This is a genomic window from Schaalia odontolytica, assembly GCF_009730335.1.
GTDB classification, from domain to species: domain Bacteria; phylum Actinomycetota; class Actinomycetes; order Actinomycetales; family Actinomycetaceae; genus Pauljensenia; species Pauljensenia dentiphila.
Window position 1 is genome coordinate 677,682 of record NZ_CP046315.1, and the last position, 23,783, is coordinate 701,464.

15 protein-coding genes and 1 tRNA gene are annotated in these 23,783 nt (G+C 63.6%); 14 read left to right on the forward strand and 2 right to left on the reverse strand.

Going from position 1 to position 23,783, the window contains the following annotated elements; translation table 11 throughout:
- The first annotated feature begins 82 nt into the window (after positions 1-82).
- On the forward strand, positions 83-673 hold the full coding sequence (locus FOC40_RS02950; protein ID WP_003795682.1) for a hypothetical protein: 591 nt from the start codon (positions 83-85) through the stop codon (positions 671-673).
- Positions 674-745: 72 nt separating this feature from the next.
- On the opposite strand, the gene FOC40_RS02955 is transcribed toward FOC40_RS02950, so the two are convergent.
- On the reverse strand, positions 746-2,488 hold the full coding sequence (locus FOC40_RS02955; protein ID WP_003795680.1) for a pyruvate dehydrogenase: 1,743 nt from the start codon (positions 2,486-2,488) through the stop codon (positions 746-748).
- Positions 2,489-2,629: 141 nt separating this feature from the next.
- Between FOC40_RS02955 and FOC40_RS02960 the strand changes: the two genes are divergently transcribed.
- From FOC40_RS02960 to FOC40_RS02970, 3 genes are all read left to right on the forward strand, one after another.
- Positions 2,630-2,706: transfer RNA gene (locus FOC40_RS02960), tRNA-Ile, on the forward strand.
- A gap of 252 nt (positions 2,707-2,958) precedes the next feature.
- Positions 2,959-6,435, forward strand: a complete 3,477-nt coding sequence (rpoB, locus tag FOC40_RS02965) for a DNA-directed RNA polymerase subunit beta (protein ID WP_003795679.1) — start codon at positions 2,959-2,961, stop codon at positions 6,433-6,435.
- Between the two features lie 15 nt (positions 6,436-6,450).
- On the forward strand, positions 6,451-10,353 hold the full coding sequence (locus FOC40_RS02970) for a DNA-directed RNA polymerase subunit beta' (RefSeq protein WP_003795676.1): 3,903 nt from the start codon (positions 6,451-6,453) through the stop codon (positions 10,351-10,353).
- 503 nt (positions 10,354-10,856) lie between these two features.
- Here FOC40_RS02970 and FOC40_RS10655 read toward each other — a convergent pair.
- Entirely contained in the window at positions 10,857-11,903 is a 1,047-nt protein-coding gene (locus FOC40_RS10655; RefSeq protein ID WP_231126055.1) for a hypothetical protein, read from the reverse strand.
- A gap of 630 nt (positions 11,904-12,533) precedes the next feature.
- Between FOC40_RS10655 and FOC40_RS02980 the strand changes: the two genes are divergently transcribed.
- From FOC40_RS02980 to rplB, 10 genes are all read left to right on the forward strand, one after another.
- Positions 12,534-15,485 carry a glycoside hydrolase family 3 C-terminal domain-containing protein gene (locus FOC40_RS02980; RefSeq protein ID WP_003795669.1) on the forward strand — a complete coding sequence of 984 codons (2,952 nt, stop codon included), beginning with the start codon at positions 12,534-12,536 and terminating at the stop codon, positions 15,483-15,485.
- Between the two features lie 506 nt (positions 15,486-15,991).
- A complete protein-coding gene (gene rpsL, locus FOC40_RS02985; RefSeq protein WP_003790639.1) occupies positions 15,992-16,366 on the forward strand; it encodes a 30S ribosomal protein S12 in 375 nt (124 codons plus the stop codon).
- A complete protein-coding gene (gene rpsG, locus FOC40_RS02990) occupies positions 16,366-16,836 on the forward strand; it encodes a 30S ribosomal protein S7 (protein ID WP_003790637.1) in 471 nt (156 codons plus the stop codon). Before rpsL ends, rpsG begins: the two co-directional genes overlap by 1 nt.
- An 80-nt stretch (positions 16,837-16,916) precedes the next feature.
- Complete coding sequence (gene fusA / locus FOC40_RS02995; protein ID WP_003795666.1) at positions 16,917-19,040, forward strand: elongation factor G; 2,124 nt, start codon at positions 16,917-16,919, stop codon at positions 19,038-19,040.
- 146 nt (positions 19,041-19,186) lie between these two features.
- Positions 19,187-20,374: an elongation factor Tu gene (gene tuf, locus FOC40_RS03000; RefSeq protein WP_003795663.1), complete on the forward strand. Its 1,188-nt coding sequence runs from the start codon at positions 19,187-19,189 to the stop codon at positions 20,372-20,374.
- Positions 20,375-20,981: 607 nt separating this feature from the next.
- The gene (gene rpsJ / locus FOC40_RS03005) at positions 20,982-21,290 is read left to right on the forward strand and encodes a 30S ribosomal protein S10 (protein ID WP_003790631.1); all 309 of its coding nucleotides are present in this window, start codon (positions 20,982-20,984) and stop codon (positions 21,288-21,290) included.
- 11 nt (positions 21,291-21,301) lie between these two features.
- Entirely contained in the window at positions 21,302-21,967 is a 666-nt protein-coding gene (gene rplC / locus FOC40_RS03010; protein ID WP_003795659.1) for a 50S ribosomal protein L3, read from the forward strand.
- Between the two features lie 2 nt (positions 21,968-21,969).
- Positions 21,970-22,614 (forward strand): 50S ribosomal protein L4, encoded by a 645-nt coding sequence (rplD, locus tag FOC40_RS03015; RefSeq protein ID WP_034463473.1) that lies wholly within the window; start codon positions 21,970-21,972, stop codon positions 22,612-22,614.
- On the forward strand, positions 22,611-22,916 hold the full coding sequence (gene rplW / locus FOC40_RS03020; RefSeq protein WP_003790626.1) for a 50S ribosomal protein L23: 306 nt from the start codon (positions 22,611-22,613) through the stop codon (positions 22,914-22,916). Before rplD ends, rplW begins: the two co-directional genes overlap by 4 nt.
- Before the next feature lie 22 nt (positions 22,917-22,938).
- Positions 22,939-23,775 (forward strand): 50S ribosomal protein L2, encoded by an 837-nt coding sequence (gene rplB, locus FOC40_RS03025; RefSeq protein WP_003790623.1) that lies wholly within the window; start codon positions 22,939-22,941, stop codon positions 23,773-23,775.
- The last annotated feature ends 8 nt before the right edge of the window (positions 23,776-23,783 follow it).

The following is a 23,783-nucleotide window of genomic DNA, read 5'->3' on the forward strand; positions in this document are numbered from 1 at the left end:
CACGTGGATGTGCGGCGCAAACAACCAACCCGACGACGGATGCGTGACGGTGACGTTTCGATGGGAGTGCTAGCCTGTGTGCATGTTGGTGGTACTGCGAAAGTATGACACAGCTATCGCATTCGTCTGTGGCGCCTTGATTGTCGCGTTCATTGCTGCAGCCTTCACGGTGCCGAGCTTCTGGGACTGGCTATGGCAACGCCACCAGAACCAGCTGAGCTGGTATATTCGGCCGCTTTTCCTCATTCCATTGTGCTGGTTCGCCTACAAGCGCAGCGGCGCGGGGATTATGGCGACGGTGCTCCTCCTCCTCACCAGCATGGGATGGTTTCCCCCACCGCGTCAGGTGAGCCCGCGCGTGCAGCAGTTCCTCCAGTTTGAACAGCAGTACCTGCAGGGTGATTGGACGCCCGGTAAGGTCCTCCTCACGGTCATGGTTCCACTGTCGTTGGCGGCGCTAGCGGCAGCATTACGGCGGCGCAATCTCTGGCTCGGTCTAGCGGTCATGGCGCTGATCGCCATCGCAAAAACCCTGTGGAGCGTGGCGTTTGCGGGTGAGGCGGGGGCCTCCGTCATTGTCCCCGCAGCCCTTGGACTTCTCCTGTGCGGCGGGGGCTTGTGGTGCGTGGCCAAGCTCGTGCGTTCGCGGGCCGACACACGATCCCCACGTTAAACGTGCGTGAGGCTGAGGGCGGGTTGCGTGAACGACCCGACCCCAGCCTCGCCTTCGGGGGCGACGCACGACCTACAGCCGCGGGATGTTGCGCATGTTGGAGGTAGCCATTGAGAAAGCCTCAGCGATGCCGCGGTTGAGAACGATCTTGCTCATCGCGGTCGCGAAACCGACCACCTGGCCGCCCGTGATGGCCGGCGGGAGGGAGAGGGCGTTCGGGTCCGTGATGACCTCGACGAGGGCGGGGCCGGGCGCAGCGAATGCCTCGCGGTACGCGTCCTCCAGGCGAGAGGCGTCCTCGACGCGCTCCGCGTGGAAGCCAATTGCGCGGGCAATGTCCGCGTAATTCGTATCAGGGACATCTGTCTGGAAGTCAGGCAGGCCGTTGACCAGCATCTCCAGCTTCACCATGCCCAGCGTCGAATTGTTGAAGACGACCACCTTGACCGGCAGGTCGTACATCTTCGCGGTGATGAGCTCGCCGAGAAGCATCGAGAGCCCGCCGTCGCCCGACACTGACACGACCTGGCGATCCGGGTAGGCGACCTGAGCGCCCAGGGCCATCGGCAGGGCGTTCGCCATCGACCCGTGCAGCAGGGAGCCGATGAGACGGCGCGTGCCGAGCGGATCAATGTAGCGGGCGGTCCACACGTTGCACATGCCCGTGTCCGCGGTGAAAATCGCGTCCTTCGCGGCCGTCTCATTGAGGAGGTGGGCCGCGTACTCGGGGTGGATCGGGCGCATCTTCTCCACGTTGCGCGTGTATGCGCCCACGGGAGCGTGCATGATCTCCGAGTGCTTCTTGATCTTGGACTTCAGGAAGGAATCGGAGCGGTTCGCGCGCAGGTGGGGGAGGAGTGCCTCGATGAAGGGCTTGACCTGCGCGTGGATCGCGAGGCCGACGTCCGTGCGGCGGCCCAGCTTCTCCGCGTGCGTGTCCACCTGAATGGTCGGGGTGTCCGGCAGGAACTGGTCGTAGGGGAAGTCGGTACCCAGCAGGATCAGCACGTCAGCGTCGTTCATGCCCTCGGCGGCCGCGCCGTAGCCCAGCAGGCCCGTCATGCCCACGTCGAAGGGGTTGTCGTACTGGATGAAGTGCTTGCCGCGCAGCGAGTGGCCGATCGGTGCCTTGAGCGCATCCGCCAGCGCGATGACCTCGTCGTGAGCTCCCTCGACACCGGCGCCAGCGAAGATAGCGACCTTGTCGGCCTTGTTCAAGAGCGCTGCAGCCTCTTCAATATCGGTGGCGTTGGGAGCAAGCGTCGCGGGGCGCGCGGGCGCGTAGGTGGGAACGTGCTCAACGGCCTTGAGGTCAGAGACGTCGCCGGGCAATGTGATGACCGAGACGCCGCCCAAGCCGACCGCGTGGCGGATCGCTGAGTTCACCGTGCGCGGCGACTGTGCCGCGGAGGAAATGAGCTCGTTGTAGACCGAGCACTCCTCGAAGATACGGTCCGGGTGGGTCTCCTGAAAGTACATCGACCCGATTTGGACGCTCGGAATGTGCGAGGCAATGGCCAGGACCGGCGCACCCGTGCGGTTTGCGTCATACAGACCGTTGATGAGGTGAAGATTGCCCGGGCCGCACGAACCCGCACACACCGCGAGCTTGCCCGTCAACTGAGCCTCCGCAGACGCGGCAAACGCCGCAGCCTCCTCGTGGCGGACGTGAATCCAGTCGATGCCGCCCTTCTTCGAGCCGCCGGTCTTGCGTACGGCGTCAACGATCGGGTTCAGTGAATCGCCGACGATTCCATAGATCCGATGGACTCCCGCGTCAACGAGTTGAGTCACGATCTGCTCCGCGACGTTCATGTCATCTCCTTAATTTGTTTGGGTCAAGCCTTGCAAAATCACAATAGGAATGACTAGGGTCCCGTGTCGCTACAGCGTGATCGACGGATCAGCGAGCGGCGTCGGTGGAAGACTCGCGCCTTCCTCCGTTAGGATAGCAGGGCCCCAATAGCTCAGTCGGTCAGAGCAGCGGACTCATAATCCGTGGGTCGTCGGTTCAAGCCCGACTTGGGGCACCATCTCCCAAGCCCGGGTTCTGCCAGCGTCGCGCCTGACGAGCAAACTGGCCGCGGCCTCGCCCGTGAAACCGTGCACATATCACACGCAGCCTTGACTCGCGATGCGACTCACGGTAGGCTGAGTAGTTGCGCCTTATCATGCCCGAGGTGACCCGTATCCAGCCGTCGTAACAGGCGCTTGACGGACCAGGACGCGTCAGATAATGGGTGATAAGGCAGCGTGCGCACCGTTAATGCAGGGAAGGATCCCCTTTGGCTGCCAACAGCACCGCCAAACAGCCCAAGCACCGCATCTCGTTCGCCAAGCTTCGTGAACCCCTCCAGGCCCCCAATCTGCTGGGCCTGCAGGTTGAAAGCTTCGACTGGCTGCTGGGTAACGACGCGTGGAAGGCCCGCGTCGAAGCCGCTCAGGCATCTGGCCACGGCGACGTCCCCGACGTCTCCGGCCTCGAAGAAATCTTCCACGAGATTTCCCCCATTGAGGACGTCGCAGGCACCATGAGCCTGTCGTTCCACGACCACCGCCTCGAATCCCCCAAGTACTCCATGGAGGAAGCCAAGGCGAAGGACTACACGTACTCCGCACCGATGTACGTCACCGCCGAGTTCATGAACTACGAAACCGGCGAAATCAAGTCCCAGACCGTGTTCATGGGCGACTTCCCGCTCATGACCCCGCGCGGTACCTTCATCATCAACGGCACCGAGCGTGTCGTCGTCTCCCAGCTCGTGCGTTCCCCCGGCGTGTACTTCGAGAAGCTCTCGGACCGCTCGTCGGACAAGGAAACCTTCGGCGCGAAGGTCATCCCCTCGCGCGGCGCTTGGCTCGAGTTCGAGATCGACAAGCGCGACGCCGTCGGTGTGCGCATCGACCGCAAGCGTAAGCAGTCGGTGACCCACTTCCTCAAGGCCGTCGGCATGACTGAATCCGAGATTCGTGAAACCTTCGCCGCCTACCCCGTCCTGCTCGAGACCCTCGAGAAGGACACGGTCGCCACGCAGGAAGAAGCCCTGCTCGACATCTACCGCAAGCTGCGCCCCGGCGAGCCCGCGAACGTCGACGCCGCCCAGACCCTGCTCAACAACTTCTACTTCGACTCTCGTCGCTACGACCTCGCCAAGGTCGGCCGCTACAAGATCAACAAGAAGCTGGCCATCGAAGCCGACCCCAAGGCCTCGACCCTGTCCCTCGAGGACATCGTCGCGACCGTCAAGTACCTCCTCGCCCTGCACCAGGGCGACAAGACCTTCGCCGGCACCCGCAATGGCGAGGCCGTCGAGGTCCGCGTTGAGGTCGACGACATCGACAACTTCGCCAACCGTCGCATCCGCGCCGTCGGCGAGCTCATCCAGGGTCAGGTCCGCACCGGCCTCGCCCGCATGGAGCGTACCGTGCGCGAGCGCATGACCACCCAGGAGACGGACTCGATCACGCCCCAGACGCTGATCAACATCCGTCCCGTCGTCGCCGCGATCAAGGAGTTCTTCGGAACCTCCCAGCTCTCGCAGTTCATGGACCAGAACAACCCCCTCGCCGGTCTGACCCACAAGCGTCGTCTGTCGGCCCTGGGCCCCGGCGGTCTGTCGCGTGACCGCGCGGGCATGGAAGTTCGAGACGTCCACCCCTCGCACTACGGCCGTATGTGCCCGATCGAGTCCCCTGAAGGCCCGAACATCGGCCTCATCGGCTCGCTCGCGACCTTCGCGCGCATCAACCCCTTCGGCTTCATTGAGACGCCCTACCGCGTCGTCAAGGACGGTAAGGTCACCGACGAAATCCGCTACCTCACCGCGGACGACGAGAAGGGCCACTACATCGCCCAGGCCTCGTCGCCCCTCGAGGCCGACGGTTCCTTCGCCGAGCACGACGTCCTGTGCCGTGTTGCCGGCGACGACCCGACCCTGATCGCCCGCGATCGCGTGGACTACATGGACGTCTCCGCACGTCAGATGGTCTCCGTCGCCGCGGCGTTCATCCCCTTCCTCGAGCACGACGACGCTAACCGAGCCCTCATGGGCGCGAACATGCAGCGTCAGGCCGTGCCGCTGCTCACCACGGAGGCCCCGCTGGTCGGCACCGGCATGGAGATGCGCGCCGCGCACGACTCCGGCGAAATGATCCTCGCCGCGCACTCCGGCGTCGTCTCCGAGGTCTCCGCTGACCTGATCGTCGTCTCCACGGACGAGGGCGGCCGCGACTCCTACCGCCTCGAGAAGTTCGAGCGCTCCAACCCCGGTAACTGCACTAACCAGCGCGTTATCGTGGACGAGGGCGACCGCGTCGAGGTCGGCGACGTCCTGGCTGACGGCCCCGCCACCTCCAACGGTGAGGTCGCGCTCGGCAAGAACCTCCTCGTCGCCTACATGTCGTGGGAAGGCCTCAACTACGAGGACGCCATCATCCTGAGCCGTCGCGTCGTGGAAGAGGACATCCTCACCTCGATCCACATCGAGGAGTACGAGGTCGACGCCCGCGAGACCAAGCTCGGTGAGGAAGAGATCACCCGCGACATCCCCAACGTCTCCGAGGAATCCCTCGCTGACCTGGACGAGCGCGGCATCATCCGCATCGGCGCCGAGGTCACCGCCGGCGACATCCTCGTCGGTAAGGTCACCCCGAAGGGTGAGACCGAGCTGACCTCCGAAGAGCGCCTGCTGCGCGCCATCTTCGGTGAGAAGGCCCGCGAGGTGCGCGACACCTCCCTGCGCGTCCCCCACGGCGAAGAGGGCATCGTCATCGGCGTTCGCGAATTCAACGACGACCAGGACGACCTCAACCCCGGCGTCCGCCAGACCGTGCGCGTCTACGTCGCCCAGCGACGCAAGATCACGATCGGCGACAAGATGGCCGGCCGCCACGGTAACAAGGGCGTCGTGTCCAAGATCCTCCCGGTCGAGGACATGCCCTTCCTCGCCGACGGCACGCCCGTCGACATCATCCTCAACCCGCTGGGTGTCCCCGGCCGAATGAACGTCGGCCAGGTGCTCGAGTACCACCTCGGGTGGCTCGCCCACCAGGGCTGGGATGCCTCGGCCGCTGTTGAGGCCGGCGAAGAGTGGGCGGCGCACCTGCCCGCCGACGGCATCAAGACCGAGCCCGGCACGCCCGTTGCTACCCCCGTGTTCGACGGCCTTGAGGCCGACGAGCTCGCGGGCCTGCTGCGCAACGTGAACCCGAACCGCGACGGCGACGTCCTCACCAACTACGAGGGCAAGGCGCGTCTGTTCGACGGCCGCTCCGGCGAGCCGTTCCCGTACCCGATCTCGGTGGGCTACACCTACATGCTCAAGCTCCACCACCTGGTCGACGACAAGATCCACGCCCGCTCCACGGGCCCGTACTCGATGATCACGCAGCAGCCGCTGGGCGGTAAGGCCCAGTTCGGCGGCCAGCGCTTCGGCGAGATGGAGGTGTGGGCCCTGGAAGCCTACGGCGCCGCCTACGCCCTCCAGGAGCTGCTGACCATCAAGTCCGACGACACCACCGGCCGCGTCAAGGTGTACGAGGCCATCGTCAAGGGCGAGGACATCCCCGAGCCCGGCATCCCCGAGTCCTTCCGAGTCCTCATCCAGGAAATGCGCTCGCTGTGCCTGAACGTCGAAGCTCTCGACGCGGCCGGCAACGTCATTGACCTGCGTGAGCAGGACGAAGACTTCAATGCGCGTGAGGATCTGGGCATCACTCTTGAAGCCCGTCCGAACGCTGCGGCGACCATCGATGCGATCTGATAGGGAGAGATAACTTTGCTGGACGCCAAAACGTTCGACAGCCTGAAGATCACCCTGGCCACCGGCGACAACATCGCCGAGTGGAGCCACGGTGAGGTTAAGAAGCCGGAGACCATCAACTACCGTACGCTCAAGCCCGAGCGCGACGGCCTGTTCGGTGAGCAGATCTTCGGCCCCACCCGCGACTGGGAGTGCGCGTGTGGCAAGTACAAGCGCGTGCGCTACAAGGGCATCGTCTGTGAGAAGTGCGGTGTCGAGGTCACTCGCTCGCGCGTTCGTCGTGAGCGCATGGGTCACATCGACCTGGCCGCCCCCGTCACGCACATCTGGTACTTCAAGGGTGTTCCCTCGCGCCTGGGCTACGTGCTCAACCTCGCGCCCAAGGACCTCGAGAAGGTCATCTACTTCGCTGCCTACATGATCACCGAGGTCGACGAAAAGGGTCGCCACGAGGATCTGGCTGAACTGCGCGCCGAACTTGAGGTGCAGAAGAAGCAGATGGAGAACAACCGCGACGCGACGATCAACGACTTCGCGGAGCAGCTTGAGTCCGACATGGCCGCCCTGGAAAAGGACGGCGCCTCGCAGGCCGAGCGCGAGCGCGCCCGCAAGCAGGGCGAACGCGAGATGGCCAAGATTCGCCGCCGCTTCGACGGCGACATCGAAGGCCTCGAGGCCGTGTGGGAGCGCTTCAAGGACCTTAAGGTTGGCGACCTTGAGGGCGACGAGCGCCTCTACCGTGCGATGGTGGCCCGTTACGGCACCTACTTCAAGGGTGACATGGGCGCTGCCGCTATCCAGAAGCGCCTGGAGACCTTCGACCTGGAGGCCGAGGTCGCTGCGCTGCGTCAGACCATCGCCTCTGACTCCGGCCCGCGCAAGGCCCGCGCCATCAAGCGCCTGAAGGTCATCAACGCCTTCGTCGCGACCGGCAACTCGCCGGCTTCGATGGTCCTCACCAAGATCCCCGTGATCCCGCCGGACCTGCGCCCGATGGTTCAGCTGGACGGCGGCCGTTTCGCGACCTCCGACCTCAACGACCTGTACCGTCGCGTCATCAACCGCAACACCCGACTCAAGCGTCTGCTCGAGCTGGGCGCCCCCGAGATCATCGTCAACAACGAGAAGCGCATGCTTCAGGAGTCCGTTGACGCTCTCTTCGACAACGGCCGCCGTGGTCGCCCCGTCGCGGGCCCGGGCAACCGTCCGCTGAAGTCGATCTCGGACATGCTCAAGGGTAAGCAGGGGCGTTTCCGTCAGAACCTGCTCGGTAAGCGCGTCGACTACTCGGGTCGTTCCGTTATCGTCGTCGGCCCGCAGCTGCAGCTGCACCAGTGTGGTCTGCCCAAGCAGATGGCCCTGGAGCTGTTCAAGCCCTTCGTCATGAAGCGCCTGGTTGAGAAGAACTACGCGCAGAACGTCAAGGCCGCCAAGCGCAAGGTTGAGCGTCAGCGCCCCGAGGTGTGGGATGTCCTCGACGACGTCATCCGCGAGCACCCCGTGCTGCTGAACCGTGCACCTACGCTGCACCGCCTCGGCATCCAGGCGTTCGAGCCCCAGCTGATTGAGGGTAAGGCTATCCAGCTGCACCCCCTCGCCTGTGGCGCCTTCAACGCCGACTTTGACGGCGACCAGATGGCTGTCCACCTGCCGCTGGGCGCTGAGGCGCAGGCCGAGGCCCGCATCCTCATGCTGTCGACGAACAACATCCTCAAGCCCTCCGACGGTCGCCCCGTGGCCATGCCGTCGCAGGACATGATCATCGGTCTGTTCCACCTGACCTCGACGCCCGACCCGTCGGTGCCCGTCGAGAAGGACGAAGACGGAAACCCCGTGATTCCGTACTTCTCCAGCCAGGCGGAAGCCCAGATGGCGTACGACGCCGGCAACCTGCACCTGAACGCGACCGCGCGCATCCGCTTCGCCGACGGCACCGTGCCGCCCGAGGGCTGGGAAGCCCCCGAGGGCTGGGAGCCCGGCGACGAGCTGATCCTCGAGACCAGCCTTGGCCGCGCGATCTTCAACGAGCAGCTGCCCACCGACTACCCGTTCATCAACGAGGTCGTCGGCAAGAAGCAGCTCGGTAACATCGTGAACACGCTGACCCAGCGTTACCCGAACGTGCTCGTGGCGGACTGCCTCGACGCGCTGAAGTCGGCCGGCTTCCACTGGTCGACCTGGTCGGGCATCACGATTGCGTTCTCCGACATTCAGGCCTCGCCGCGTAAGCGCGAGATCCTGGCCCGCTACGAGGCCAAGGCCGCCGAGATCGTCGAGCAGTTCGAGACGGGTATCATCCTCGAGGAGACCCGTTACGAGGAGCTCGTGAAGCTGTGGCTGCAGTGCACCGAAGAGGTCGCCGACGACATGCGCGCGAACTTCGACGAGCGCAACACCGTGTACCGCATGGTGAACTCCGGCGCCCGTGGTAACTGGTCTCAGGTTCAGCAGATCGCCGGTATGCGTGGCCTCGTGTCCGACCCGAAGCAGAAGCTGATCGAGCAGCCCATTAAGGCGAACTACCGCGAGGGCCTGACGGTTCTCGAGTACTTCATCGCCACGCACGGCGCCCGAAAGGGCCTGGTCGATACGGCTCTGCGTACCGCCGAGTCGGGCTACCTGACCCGTCGTCTGGTCGACGTCTCGCAGGACGTTATCGTCCGCGAGGCCGACTGTGGCACCCGCGCCGGCCTGAAGATCGATATCGCTCACAAGAACGAGTTCGGTGAGTGGGAGGCGTCCGAGACCATCGAGACGACCGCCTACGCCCGTAACCTCGCCCGTGACGCGGTGAACGAGACCGGAGAGGTCGTCATGCCCGCGGGTACCGACCTGGGTGACGACCAGCTCGCCGAGCTCGTCGCAGCAGGCGTCGAGCAGATCGTCTGCCGTTCCGTCCTCACCTGTGAGTCGCAGGTCGGCACCTGTGCGGCCTGCTACGGTCGCTCGCTGGCCACCGGCAAGCAGGTCGACATCGGCGAGGCCGTCGGCATTATCGCCGCTCAGTCGATTGGCGAGCCCGGCACGCAGCTGACGATGCGTACGTTCCACACCGGTGGCGCCGCCTCCGCTGCGGATATTACGCAGGGTCTGCCCCGTGTCCAGGAACTCTTCGAGGCCCGCAGCCCGAAGGTCGAGGCGAAGATGAACGAGGCCGCCGGCCGCGTCCACATCGACGACGAAGACCCGAGCGCGCGTAAGGTCGTCATCACCCGTGACGACGGCAAGGAAGACCTGGTCATCGAGGTCTCGCGTCGCCAGAAGCTCCTCGTCTCCGAGGGCCAGCACATCGAGGCAGGCACCCCGCTGACCGAAGGCCAGCTGGATCCCAAGGAAATCCTGCGCATCATGGGCCGCAACGTGTCCCAGAAGATGCTCGTGGACGAAGTCCAGAAGGTGTACCGCGACCAGGGCGTGGGCATTCACGCCAAGCACATCGAGGTCATCGTCCGTCAGATGCTGCGCCGCGTCACCATCCTGGAGCCCGGCGACACGACGTTCATGCCCGGCGAGCTCGTCGACCGCATGGCGTACCTGACGCAGAACCGTCGCGTCGCAGCCGAGGGCGGCCAGCCCGCCTCCGGTCGCCAGATGCTGATGGGTATCACGAAGGCGTCGCTGGCCACGGATTCCTGGCTGTCGGCCGCGTCCTTCCAGGAGACCACCAAGGTCCTGACCGAGGCCGCCATGAACGGCAAGTCGGACTCCCTGGTGGGCCTCAAGGAGAACGTTATCCTCGGTAAGCTCATCCCGGCTGGCACCGGCCTGTCGCGCTACAACGACGTCATCGTCGAGCCGACGGCTGAAGCCATGGCGAACTCGAACTACTCCGAAGCCGACTTCGGTGACGGCTCCGTGTCCGAGGACTTCCTCGACGCGCTGGGCGCCATCGACTTTGGCATGAACTTCCGCGAGTAATCCGGTTCGTGACCGCTTGGGGCCCCGGCCTCGTCCGTGAGAACGTGACGAGGCCGGGGCCTTTTTGCGTGCCCGGGAGTGGTTGGCACGTGAGGTGGGGGAGTGTGGCTGGTGCCTGGGGACGCTCGCTGCCAGTTGTGCCAACTGGGGAACCCCGGCCTCGAACATGTGCGACCTGAGCCGTGCGGCGAGGTACGGGCCTGATGGCGGGCAGGCTGTGCTCGTCGATGCGCACGTTAACCGCTAGATGTGCGCGTGGGCGACGTTGCCCACGTGCAAGTGATCGGGTTTGCGTGCGTATGAAGCGGTTAACGCGCAGGTTATCGGGCACAGTGCGATGGGGCCAGCGCGTCGTGCGGTAAACATGCCGGGGTGTCATTCTGAAACTGGAGGTGTCTCTGCGCACAGATGAGTATGGAATGCTACGTACTGCCGTACAGGTGGACTTTCCTCCAATGATGACGACGGTGGTGTGGGTAGAAGTGAATCTCCGCAGCGCTCTCCTACTTGTGAGTCCTTTGTTTGCGGGGTACATGCTGTTGTCGGGGCTCTGCCCACAGGCGGAGTGATTGCTGCGTCAGCGGCAGGTGCTCGATCTGTATCTGTGCTGCGATGTTCGTTCGGAAGGTAACGAGATCCTCCGTATCGTGCCAGCGGACGCGTATGACCCTCCACCCCGTGTTGGTCAGATCGTGCTGACGGGCGAGCCACTTACCGGTGTTCTCGCGTACTTCCTGCTCGGTGTCTCCGAACTTCTTGCGGCCGTCGGGTTCGATGATGACCTTGAGATCAGGGAGAACGATATCCCCGAAATAGATGTGGTCTTCGACCGCGATCGGGAACTGGGTAACGACGCGACCCGAGTACAGGCTTTTGATAATCCAAAGCACCGTGGCCTCGAAAATGTTGTCGCATCCGCCATCCGTTGCTTCGATGAGTGCCTTGGCGCGAGGGAAACCATGGTGGCTGGAGAAACGTGAGAGTTCTTCAAGCATCTCGCGCCGAGTCTGCTCGCATCGACGTCGTGACTCTTCTAGCTTGAATCTGTCGAAATGCGTGAGAGCATGTGTCGCCATGCATAAGGCAACGAAAGCATCGCGAGGTTGCTCATTGAGGGCGAGACGGACGACGGCCTCAATGGGAGATTCTGCTTCAAGGCCGCCGATTTGAACGATGGTGCGTGGCGGCCTGCTCCGACTGATAACCGGAGTACTGGGGACGACTGTTTGACGGTGGCGCACCGCAGGAAAAGGCCGAAGGTGGAGGACCGTCTTGCTCGGCCATGCCTCGATCCATGAATTCGTTGACCAGGTCGGAATATCGTGAAGCAGTAGGGAGCTGTTCCCGGTGAAAACCACGCGTTGTGTGGACTGGTAGTCGAGTGCATGCAGACGTGCGATGTTGATGCTCCGCCATATTTCCCACGGTTGAGCATTGCGATCACCGTGCAGACGTACGCGGTAGCCACGACGAATCACCAGGATGTCCGGGTTATCGACGATGCTGGGACGAGTGTGCCGGTGAGTTCTGAAGGTCTCGATAGTGATCATGTGCCCGGTGTATATCTCAGCAGAAGTAGAGTGCAAGCAGATTGTGGTTGCCTGTGGATAACCGTTGCGGTGCCACGTTGCCTGTGGACAGACGGTTTCACTGAATGACTCGGTGACCGTTGAAGATTCTATGTTCGCAATTGACACCCTGAGAACCGCACGTTAACCCCTAGATATGCGCGTGGGCCTCTTAATCCGCACGCTAACCCCTGGATATGCGCGTGGGCGACGTTGCCCACGTGCAAGTGATCGGGTTTGCGTGCGTATGAAGCGGTTAACGCGCAGGTTATCGGGTTAACGTGCGCATAGGGCTCAGACGGGTAGTGCGAACTGGGAGGAGGTGTGCTTCCTCCGTGGCAGGTGGTAGCGCGATGAGGCCCATGCTGTCTTGCGTACTGGAGTGAACCCACATGGGGCATCCCCACCTCGCGACAGATTGTGCGCGCAATCCGACAGAACACACGAGGTCCCACCTCCAGGTGCCGACCGTGCGGTTGAATAGGTGGTGGCGGTTCCCATCTGCCCTCTGGTCTGCGGCGACCCACGTCTATGGAGACACATACGGGGATGGAAAGGGAGCTGATCTGGCTCTGGGATGCAGGGTTTCGGAACTGAAAGAGGACATCAACAATGCTTTCCATCAACTGGTCTGATGTGTGGAAGATGGTTGAGTCGATCAAGGTCCCCTTGATCGTCATTGGCGTGGTGCTGGCGCTCGCCATCATCGTCTCCCTCGCTGTTTTCAAGATGGGCAAGCCTGCCCGTAAGCTCACGAGCTCGACGGCCTGGGTCGCGGCGCTCATCACCGTTGTCGTTGCGGTCGTGTCGATGATGTACGGCGGTTTCAAGACGGTGCTCGACCTGGCGGCCGGCACCGGCGCCCTCACGGACGCGTCGAAGGCCCAGGTTGAGGACCTGGGCAACGACATTTCTGACGAGGGCATGGTCCTCCTGAAGAACCAAGGAGGCGCCCTGCCTCTCGCTAAGGGCTCCGCGATCAACGTGTGGGGTTGGGGCTCGACGAACCCGATCTACGGCGGCACCGGCTCCGGCTCGCTGTCGAAGGATAACCCGACGACGTCGCTGCTCGACGGCCTGCACAACGCCGGCTTCACCACGAACGATGAGCTGACGAACCTGTACACCTCCTACCGTGCTGAGCGCCCCGAGGTCGGCATGTTCAAGGCCGACTGGTCGCTGCCTGAGCCCACGCAGGATAAGTACTCTGACGACCTGCTCTCCGACGCCACCGCCTTCGGTGACACCGCGGTCGTGACGATCGCCCGCTCGGGCGGAGAGGGCTTCGACCTGCCTCGCGACGTCAACCAGGAGATGGCTGACAACCCGTACTTCAGCTACACGAACAACTCCGAGGACTACACGGACTTCGAAGATGGCCAGGGCTACCTCGAGCTGACGCGTCCCGAGAAGGACATGATCGAGCTGGCGAAGAAGACGTCGACGAAGACGATCGTCGTCATCAACGCTGCCAACGTCTTCCAGCTCGGCGACCTTCAGGACGACCCGGAGATCGACGCGATCGTGTGGGCAATCCCCGGCGGCCAGGTTGGATTCAACGCGCTGGGCCGCATCCTGGACGGTGAGGTCAACCCCTCGGCGAAGACCCCCGACACGTTCCCGCGTGTCATCAAGGCGGGCCCCGCGGCCAACAACTTCGGCGACTTCCAGTACACGAACATGACGGAGTTCGCCCAGGACGACCCCTTCAACAAGGGCACCCAGACACAGCCGTCCTTCGTCAACTACAACGACTCGATCTACGTCGGCTACCGCTGGTACGAGACGGCCGCCGTTGAGGGCGTCATCGACTACGGTAACGAGGTCGTCTATCCCTTCGGCTACGGCCTGTCCTACACGACGTTCTCCCAGTCGATGAGCGACATCTCGGTCGACGAGGCCACGGGAACCATGTCCGCGGACGTGACCGTCACGAACACCGGCCAGGTCGCCGGTAAGGACATCGTCCAGATCTACGACAACCCTCCCTACACGGACGGCGGCATCGAAAAGGCTTCCGCGAACCTGCTGTCTTATGAGAAGACGAAGCTGCTGGAGCCCGGTGAGTCCCAGACACTGACGGTCACCTGGAACCGCGATTCGCTCGCCTCCTACGACTCGGTGAATGCGAAGGCCTACGTGCTTGAGGCCGGCGACTACAAGATCTCCGCGCGCACCAACTCGCACGACGTCATCGATGAGAAGACCTACACGGTGGATGCGACGCAGACCTTCAACGCCGCCGACAACACGCACGACGGTGACGAGGTCGTGGCCACCAACCAGTTCGACGACGCGAAGGGTGATGTCACCTACCTGTCGCGTGCGGGTCGCTTCGCCAACCTGGCTGAGGCTACCGCGGCTCCCACGAACTTCGAGATGAGCGAGGCCAACAAGGCGAAGTTCCTCGCGACGTCGAACTACGACGCAGCAGCCGCCGACGCTGACAGCAGCGCCACGATGCCCACCACGGGTGCGAAAAACGGCCTCGTCCTGGGTGATCTTGCGGGCCTCGATTACGACGACCCGGAGTGGGATCAGCTCCTCGACCAGCTCACCGTCGAGGAAATGAACACCCTCATCTCCAAGGGTGGCTACGGCTCCCCGGCGATCTCCTCGATCGGCAAGCTGCGCGTCTCCGACGTGGACGGCCCCGCCTCGCTGAACAACAACTTCACGGGCGTCGGCTCGATCGGCCTGCCCTCCGCGGTGTCCGTTGCGGCCACCTTCAACAAGGAGCTCGCGCGTTCCTTCGGTGACGCGATCGGCACGATGGCGCACGATATGCAGGTCTCGGGCTGGTACGCGCCGGCCACGAACACGCACCGCTACGCCTACGCGGGCCGTAACTTCGAGTACTTCTCGGAGGACCCGGTCCTGGCCGGCTCGCAGGTCGCCGAGGAGATCAAGGGGGCCCAGGCGAAGGGCGTGTACGCCTTCCTCAAGCACTTCGCCCTCAACGACCAGGAAACCAACCGCACGCACATGCTGGCGACCTGGACGAACGAGCAGGCGATGCGCGAAATCTACCTGCGTTCCTTCGAGATCGGCGTCAAGGACGGCGGCGCGCACGCGATCATGAGCGCGTTCAACTACATCGGCCCTGAGTATGCGGGTGCGAACTCGGCGCTGCTCAACAACGTCCTGCGCGACGAGTGGGGCTTCCGCGGTATGGTCCTCACCGACTACTTCGCGGGCTACGGATATCAGAATGCCGATCAGATCACGCGTAACGGCGGTGACCTGATGCTCGCGACGATTGACATGCCGATCTCCACGGTCAACGTGCAGGATGCCGCGGGCGTGACCGCGCTGCGCGGTGCCTCGCACAACATCCTCTACACGGTTGCGAACTCGTGGATGTACGAGAACGGCCAGCCCGAGGTCACCCGCAATACGTGGGAGTACATCACGTGGGCCGTGGCAGGAATCCTGATCTTGTCGCTGCTCGGCCTTGAGGTGCGCTCGATCCGTCGGTACCGCAGCCGCAAGGCACAGGCAGTGATTACCGTTGAACCCAACGCGTCGATCGACGAGGCCGGGTCCGAGACGGTGGAAGAATGACCGATCCGGGAACAGACGGACGGAGCATGATCTCCGGGTGACATTGAGTGCCGTTCACCCGTGGGGGAGGGGTCCGCAGGCAAGCGCCTGCGGGCCCCTCTGTGTGCCACTGAAATGACAGCCGGCGCGCCTGAAACGCAAAGGGGCTTGCCCTTCACGGCGCAAACGGGGGAGCGCGGAGGAAACGATCTGAGCGATCCTGTGCCCCGGCCTCGTCGATGAGGGGGGAACCACAATGCACCCCCTTTGACGAACGGCGACGTTTCGCACTATCCTTGAGGGTGGTTCCCGCTTCTGTGGAACCTCTGTGCCCGGGAAACCGGGAGCGGGCTCCGTCCGTCGGAGCTCCGGGCGTCATTCTCTGACCATCGTGGTTATCATGGCGCGCCGGCCCCCAGGCGGACACGTGTGCCCACACGGGGGTGACAGCAGTCGCGGAAGACTGACAATCAGGGCCGCCCCTTAAAGCGAGGGGAGGCCGCCGACGGAAAGAAACTGGAGACCCAGTGCCTACCATTCAGCAGCTCGTCCGCAAGGGACGTGTCTCGAAGCGCGCGAAGGTGAAGACCCCCGCGCTGAAGGGCTCCCCCCAGCGTCGCGGCGTGTGCACCCGTGTGTACACCACCACGCCAAAGAAGCCGAACTCGGCTCTGCGAAAGGTCGCTCGTGTGCGCCTTTCGTCCGGCATCGAAGTCACCGCCTACATTCCCGGTGAGGGCCACAACCTGCAGGAGCACTCGATCGTGCTCGTGCGCGGTGGTCGTGTGAAGGACCTGCCCGGCGTGCGTTACCGCATCGTCCGCGGCTCGCTCGACACCCAGGGTGTCCGCGGCCGTCAGCAGGCTCGTTCCCGTTACGGCGCGAAGAAGGAGAAAAAGTAATGCCTCGTAAGGGCCCCGCTCCCCGTCGCCCCCTCGTCGATGACCCGGTTTACGGCTCCAAGGTCGTGACCCAGCTGGTCAACCGCGTTCTCCTCGACGGCAAGAAGACCGTCGCCGAGCGCATCGTCTACGGCGCACTTGAAACCGTTCGCGAGCGCACCGAGCAGGAGCCCGTCTCCGTGCTCAAGCGCGCTCTCGAGAACATTCGTCCGGCCCTCGAGGTCCGCTCCCGCCGCGTCGGTGGCGCGACCTACCAGGTCCCCGTTGAGGTTCGCCCCGCGCGCGCCACGACGCTGGCCCTGCGCTGGCTGGTTGACTTCTCGCGTCAGCGTCGCGAGAAGACCATGACTGAGCGTCTCGCCAACGAGATCCTCGACGCCTCCAACGGCCTCGGTGCCGCTGTGAAGCGCCGTGAGGACATGCACAAGATGGCTGAGTCCAACCGCGCCTTCGCGCACTACCGCTGGTGATTTAAAGACGAGGCCTGGGCAACCGGGCCTCGTCTCACGCAGCTTTCACACCCATTACTTCGAACGAAGGAACCACACTCGTGGCACTAGAGGTGCTGACGGATCTCAACAAGGTCCGCAACATTGGCATCATGGCTCACATCGATGCTGGCAAGACGACCGTGACCGAACGAATCCTGTTCTACACGGGCATCAACTACAAGCTGGGCGAGACGCACGACGGCGCCTCGACCACCGACTGGATGGAACAGGAAAAGGAACGCGGCATCACGATTACGTCCGCCGCCGTTACCTCTTTCTGGAACGGGAACCAGATCAACGTTATCGACACCCCCGGTCACGTTGACTTCACCGTTGAGGTTGAGCGCTCCCTGCGCGTCCTCGACGGCGCTGTCGCCGTGTTCGACGGCAAGGAGGGCGTTGAGCCCCAGTCCGAGACCGTGTGGCGTCAGGCCGACAAGTACGACGTTCCGCGCATCTGCTTCATCAACAAGATGGACAAGATGGGCGCCGACTTCTACTTCTCGGTTGGTACCATCCGCGACCGCCTGCACGCGACCCCGATCGTCATGCAGATCCCGATGGGCGCCGAGAACGACTTCGTCGGCAACATCGACCTGCTGACCATGGAGGCCCTGACCTACCCGGCCAAGGACGACAAGGGCAACGACACGTTCGGCTCCATCGTCGAGCGCGGCCCGATCCCCGCCGAGTACCAGGAAAAGGCTGAAGAGTACCGCGAGGCGCTCGTTGAGGCCGCCGCCGAGGGCTCCGACGAGCTGACCGAGGCCTACCTCGAGAACGGCGAGCTCTCGCTCGAGCAGATCAAGGAAGGCATCCGCCTCCTTACCATCTCCTCGCGCGCGTTCCCCGTCTACTGCGGTACCGCTCTGCGCAACATGGGCGTGCAGCCCGTCCTCGACGCCGTCGTGGACTTCCTGCCCTCCCCGCTCGACATCGGCGACGTTCGCGGCTTCCTCCCCGGCTCTGAGACCGAGGAAGAGACCGAGACCCGTAAGCCCGACGAGAACGAGCCCTTCTCCGCTCTGGCGTTCAAGATCGCCGCTCACCCCTTCTACGGCAAGCTCACCTTCATCCGCGTGTACTCCGGTAAGGTCGAGTCCGGCGCTCAGGTCCTCAACTCGACCAAGGGCAAGAAGGAGCGCATCGGTAAGATCTTCCAGATGCACTCGAACAAGGAGAACCCCGTCGACGTGGCGCACGCTGGCCACATCTACGCGGTGATCGGCCTCAAGGACACCACGACCGGCGACACCCTGTCCGCGATGGACAAGCCGATCGTCCTCGAGTCGATGACATTCCCCGCCCCCGTTATCCAGGTCGCCGTCGAGCCCAAGTCGAAGGCCGACCAGGAGAAGATGGGCGTCGCCATCCAGAAGCTGGCGGAAGAGGACCCGACGTTCACCGTCGAGCTCGACGCCGAGACCGGCCAGACCATCATCGGTGGTATGGGTGAGCTCCACCTCGACATCATCGTCGACCGTATGCGTCGCGAGTTCAAGGTCGAGGCCAACGTGGGTAACCCGATGGTTGCTTACCGCGAGACCATCCGCAAGACGGTCGAGAAGTACGAATACACGCACAAGAAGCAGACCGGTGGTTCCGGTCAGTTCGCGCGTGTCATCATCGCCCTGGAGCCCCTCCCGGCCGACTCCGAGGAAGAGTACGTGTTCGAGGACAAGGTCACCGGTGGCCGCGTTCCTCGCGAGTACATCCCGTCGGTCGACGCGGGCATCAAGGACGCCATGCAGTCCGGCGTTCTCGCCGGCTACCCGATGGTCGACATCAAGGCCACGCTGCTCGACGGCGCCTACCACGAGGTTGACTCGTCCGAAATGGCGTTCAAGGTTGCTGGCTCGATGGCGCTGAAGGAAGCTGCTAAGAAGGCTAACCCCGTCCTCCTCGAGCCGATCATGGCCGTTGAGGTTCGTACTCCCGAGGAGTACATGGGCGATGTCATCGGCGACCTCAACTCTCGTCGTGGCCAGATCTCGTCGATGGACGAGCAGCACGGTGTGCGCGTCGTCAAGGCTCAGGTCCCGCTGTCCGAGATGTTCGGATACGTTGGTGACCTGCGCTCCAAGACGCAGGGCCGCGCTGTCTACTCCATGGAGTTCGACAGCTACGCCGAGGTTCCGCGCGCCGTCGCGGACGAGATCGTCGGCAAGTCTCGGGGCAACTGAGTCCCACCGGGGGCTCGCGGGGCAGGTCATCTGCCCTGCGAGCCGCCTCACACACAAGTAAACCCAGTAGGTCTCAAGCCCCAGTGGTGTTAAAGTGGCACCTAGCCGTAGGCTGAGAGTATCTACCCGAGTCCAGGAGGACACAAGTGGCGAAGGCCAAGTTTGAGCGCACCAAGCCGCACGTCAACATCGGCACGATTGGTCACGTTGACCACGGCAAGACGACGCTGACGGCAGCTATCACCAAGGTGCTGCACGATAAGTACCCCGATCTGAACGAGTACACGCCCTTCGATCAGGTCGACAACGCTCCCGAGGAGCGCGATCGTGGTATCACGATCAACGTCTCCCACGTCGAGTACCAGACCGACAAGCGCCACTACGCGCACGTTGACGCCCCCGGCCACGCCGACTACGTCAAGAACATGATCACCGGCGCGGCCCAGATGGACGGCGCGATCCTCGTGGTCGCCGCCACCGACGGCCCCATGGCCCAGACCCGCGAGCACGTTCTGCTCGCCCGTCAGGTCGGCGTCCCCACCATCCTCATCGCCCTCAACAAGGCCGACATGGTCGACGACGAGGAGATGCTGGAGCTGGTTGAGGAAGAGTGCCGCGACCTGCTCGAGTCCCAGGACTTCGACCGCGACGCCCCGATCATCCAGGTCTCCGCTCTGAAGGCCCTCGAGGGCGACCCGGAGTGGGTTGCCAAGGTCGAGGAGCTCATGGACGCGGTGGATTCCTACATCCCCACCCCCGAGCGCGACATGGACAAGCCCTTCCTCATGCCGATCGAGGACGTCTTCACGATCACCGGTCGTGGCACGGTCGTCACCGGTCGTGTTGAGCGCGGCAAGCTGCCCATCAACTCCGAGGTCGAGATCCTCGGTATCCGTGAGCCCCAGAAGACCACGGTTACCGGCATCGAGATGTTCCACAAGTCGATGGACGAGGCCTGGGCTGGCGAGAACTGTGGTCTGCTCCTCCGCGGCACCAAGCGCGACGAGGTCGAGCGTGGCCAGGTTGTGGCCGTTCCCGGCTCCATCACGCCTCACACCGACTTCGAGGGCCAGGTCTACATCCTCAAGAAGGAAGAGGGCGGCCGTCACAACCCGTTCTTCTCGAACTACCGTCCGCAGTTCTACTTCCGTACCACGGACGTGACCGGCGTCATCACCCTCCCCGAGGGCACCGACATGGTCATGCCTGGCGACACCACCGAGATCTCCGTCCAGCTGATCCAGCCGATCGCTATGGAGCCCGGCCTCGGCTTCGCCATCCGTGAGGGTGGCCGCACCGTTGGTTCCGGTCGTGTCACCAAGATCATCAAGTGAATCACCCTCTGAGGTTGACTCAGATTTGATTCGCTGCTGATCCAGCGGCATTGAAGGCCCCGCCTCTTTTCAGAGGCGGGGCCTTTCGCTATTCGCCTCGTGAGTGAATGGTTCAGCTCATGGAGTCGCTGTGTGGAGGTGAATGCTCTGCGCTGCGCCTTCTGTGACATAGGTGACTCCAGAGGCGCATGGGCATACTGTGCTTCGGCGCTACGTGGCGTACTCGCATGGCTGCCCCGGCCTCGTTCATGGAGATGTGACTGATCCCCGGTTGCGACACGCCCGAGTGCGGGGTACGGTAGTTCCTTGGTGACGGTCTGGGCTGTTATGTGCAGCTTTGGCCACTATCCACGCCAATCTGTCGGTGGTTTCACATGCGAGAACCCCCTTTCGGGTTTGTACTCGCGGGTGGAACTCTGACAGAATGGCACGGTTGCCTCAGCATCTCTGGGGTGGTCCATGCGTGCCATCACGTATGGATCGGGCAATATGCCCAAGATCTTTGGACAAGACGTCGGTCCAGCGCGAGCAATTGCGCGCACAACGGCTGCGACACGCCCGAGTGCGGGGACCGGCGGCGAATCTGTACGAGAAGAGGTAAGACGGCATGGCGGGACAGAAGATCCGCATCCGGCTCAAGTCGTATGACCACGAGGTCATCGACAGCTCCGCGCGCAAGATCGTGGACACCGTACAGCGTGCTGGCGCCACGGTCGTGGGCCCGGTGCCGCTGCCGACCGAGAAGAACGTTTTCGTCGTTATTCGGTCGCCCCACAAGTACAAGGACAGCCGCGAGCACTTTGAAATGCGCACGCACAAGCGGCTCATCGACATCATCGATCCGACCCCCAAGGCCGTCGACTCGCTCATGCGCCTCGACCTGCCTGCGGACGTCAACATCGAGATCAAGCTCTGAGGACATCTGCAATGACTAACAAGAAGCAGCACGCTGGCGCGCCCATCAAGGCGCTGCTCGGCCGCAAGCTCGGCATGACCCAGGTGTGGGATGCCGACGGCCACCTCGTGCCCCTGACTGTCGTGCAGGTCGGCACCAACGTCGTGACCCAGGTTCGTACCGATGAGGTCGACGGCTACTCCGCTATTCAGCTTGGCTTCGGTGAGATTGACTCCCGTAAGGTCACCAAGCCCCTCCAGGGCCACTTCGAGAAGGCTGGGGTTGCCCCCCGTCGCCACCTCGTTGAGGTCCGTACGTCCGAGCAGGACTCTTTCGAGCTCGGCCAGGAACTCGACGCCACCACCTTCGAGGCTGGCGAAGGCGTCGACGTCTCCGGCACCACCAAGGGCAAGGGTTTTGCCGGCGTTATGAAGCGTCACGGCTTCGCTGGCGTTTCCGCCTCCCACGGTGCGCACCGCAACCACCGCAAGCCCGGCTCGATCGGCGCCTGCGCAACCCCCGGTCGCATCTTCAAGGGCCTCCGCATGGCCGGCCGCATGGGTGGCAACCGTCGTACTGTTCAGAACCTGACGATCCAGGCCGTGGACGCCGAGAAGGGCCTGCTGCTCATCAGCGGCGCCATCCCGGGTCCGAAGAACGGCGTGGTCCTGGTTCGCTCCTCCGTGAAGGGTGCGTGATCATGGCTGACGATCGTAACGTTGACGTCATCGACATCAAGGGCAAGAAGGCGGGCTCTGTCGTCCTCCCCGGTTCGATCTTTGACGTTCCCACCAACATTCCGCTGATGCACCAGGTTGTCGTCGCTCAGCTTGCAGCCGCTCGTCAGGGCACGCACGCGACGAAGACCCGTGGTGAGGTCGCTGGCGGCGGCAAGAAGCCGTTCCGTCAGAAGGGCACCGGTAACGCCCGTCAGGGTTCGATCCGTGCGCCTCACTTCACCGGCGGCGGCATCGTCCACGGCCCTCAGCCGCGTGACTACGACCAGCGCACCCCCAAGAAGATGAAGCAGGGCGCTCTGCGTTCCGCTCTCTCCGACCGTGCGCGCGCCGACCGCATCCACGTTGTCACCGCCCTGTTCGAAGGCGACAAGCCCTCGACCAAGGCTGCTCTCGCCGCTCTGAGCGCGATCGTTGAGGACCGTCAGGCTCTCGTCGTCCTTGAGCGTGGCAACGAACTGACCGCGCTGTCCCTGCGCAACGTTCCCGAGGTTCACGTCCTGTGGGCCGACCAGCTGAACACGTACGACGTCCTGGACGCCGATGACATCGTCTTCACGCAGGCCGCCCTTGAGTCCTTCCTCGGTACCAAGGAGGAGACCAAGTGAGCACGATTGAAGCGGGTAAGAACCCCCGCGACATCATCTTGAAGCCGGTCACCACCGAGAAGTCGCTCGCCCTCATGGACCTGGGCAAGTACACCTTCGAGGTTGACCCCCGCGCGAACAAGACCGAGATCAAGATTGCCCTCGAGCGTATCTTCGGCGTCAAGATCGGTTCCATCGCCACCCAGAACCGCAAGGGCAAGACCTACCGCACCCGCAACGGGATCGGTAAGCGCAAGGACGTCAAGCGTGCCATCGTCACCGTGCGTGAGGGCACCATCGACATCTTCGGCGATCAGGCCTGAGGACCGAAGGGACATTTGAACAATGGGAATTCGCAAGTACAAGCCCACGACTCCGGGCCGTCGCTTCTCGTCTGTCTCTGACTTTGTCGAGATCACCCGCGACACCCCCGAGAAGTCGCTGCTGCGCCCGCTGCACAAGACCGGTGGCCGTAACAACAACGGCCGCGTGACCTCCCGCCACCGCGGCGGTGGCCACAAGCGTCAGTACCGCGTGATCGACTTCCGTCGTCACGACAAGGACGGCGTTCCGGCGACGGTCGCTCACATCGAGTACGACCCCAACCGCACCGCTCGAATCGCTCTCCTGCACTACGCAGATGGCGAGAAGCGCTACATCCTCGCTCCGACCGGCCTCAAGCAGGGCGATCAGATTGAGGCTGGTGTTGGCGCTGACATCAAGCCCGGCAACTCGCTGCAGCTGCGCAACATCCCCCTGGGTACCGTTGTGCACGCCGTTGAGCTCTACCCGGGTGGCGGCGCCAAGATCGCCCGCTCCGCTGGCACCTCCGTGCAGCTCGTCGCTAAGGAAGGCCGCTTCGCCCAGCTGCGTATGCCCTCCGGCGAGATCCGCAACGTCGAGGCCACCTGCCGCGCCACCATCGGCGAGGTTGGCAACGCTGAGCAGTCGAACATCAACTGGGGCAAGGCCGGCCGTATGCGCTGGAAGGGCAAGCGCCCGCACGTCCGTGGTGTCGTTATGAACCCGGTTGATCACCCGCACGGCGGTGGTGAAGGCCGCACGTCCGGTGGTCGTCACCCCGTGTCGCCTTGGGGCAAGCCCGAGGGCCGTACGCGTCGTCCGAAGAAGGCGTCCGATCGCATGATCGTCCGCCGTCGCAAGACCGGCAAGAACCGCTGAGTAGGAGT

What these genes read in the sequence shown, in the direction of transcription:
- FOC40_RS02950 (WP_003795682.1), top strand. Translation starts at nt 83, where the DNA reads ATGTTGGTGGTACTGCGAAAGTATGACACAGCTATCGCATTCGTCTGT.
- FOC40_RS02955 (WP_003795680.1), bottom strand. Translation starts at nt 2,488, where the DNA reads ATGAACGTCGCGGAGCAGATCGTGACTCAACTCGTTGACGCGGGAGTC.
- FOC40_RS10655 (WP_231126055.1), bottom strand. Translation starts at nt 11,903, where the DNA reads ATGATCACTATCGAGACCTTCAGAACTCACCGGCACACTCGTCCCAGC.
- FOC40_RS02980 (WP_003795669.1), top strand. Translation starts at nt 12,534, where the DNA reads ATGCTTTCCATCAACTGGTCTGATGTGTGGAAGATGGTTGAGTCGATC.
- rpsG (WP_003790637.1), top strand. Translation starts at nt 16,366, where the DNA reads ATGCCTCGTAAGGGCCCCGCTCCCCGTCGCCCCCTCGTCGATGACCCG.
- rpsJ (WP_003790631.1), top strand. Translation starts at nt 20,982, where the DNA reads ATGGCGGGACAGAAGATCCGCATCCGGCTCAAGTCGTATGACCACGAG.
- rplC (WP_003795659.1), top strand. Translation starts at nt 21,302, where the DNA reads ATGACTAACAAGAAGCAGCACGCTGGCGCGCCCATCAAGGCGCTGCTC.
- rplD (WP_034463473.1), top strand. Translation starts at nt 21,970, where the DNA reads ATGGCTGACGATCGTAACGTTGACGTCATCGACATCAAGGGCAAGAAG.
- rplB (WP_003790623.1), top strand. Translation starts at nt 22,939, where the DNA reads ATGGGAATTCGCAAGTACAAGCCCACGACTCCGGGCCGTCGCTTCTCG.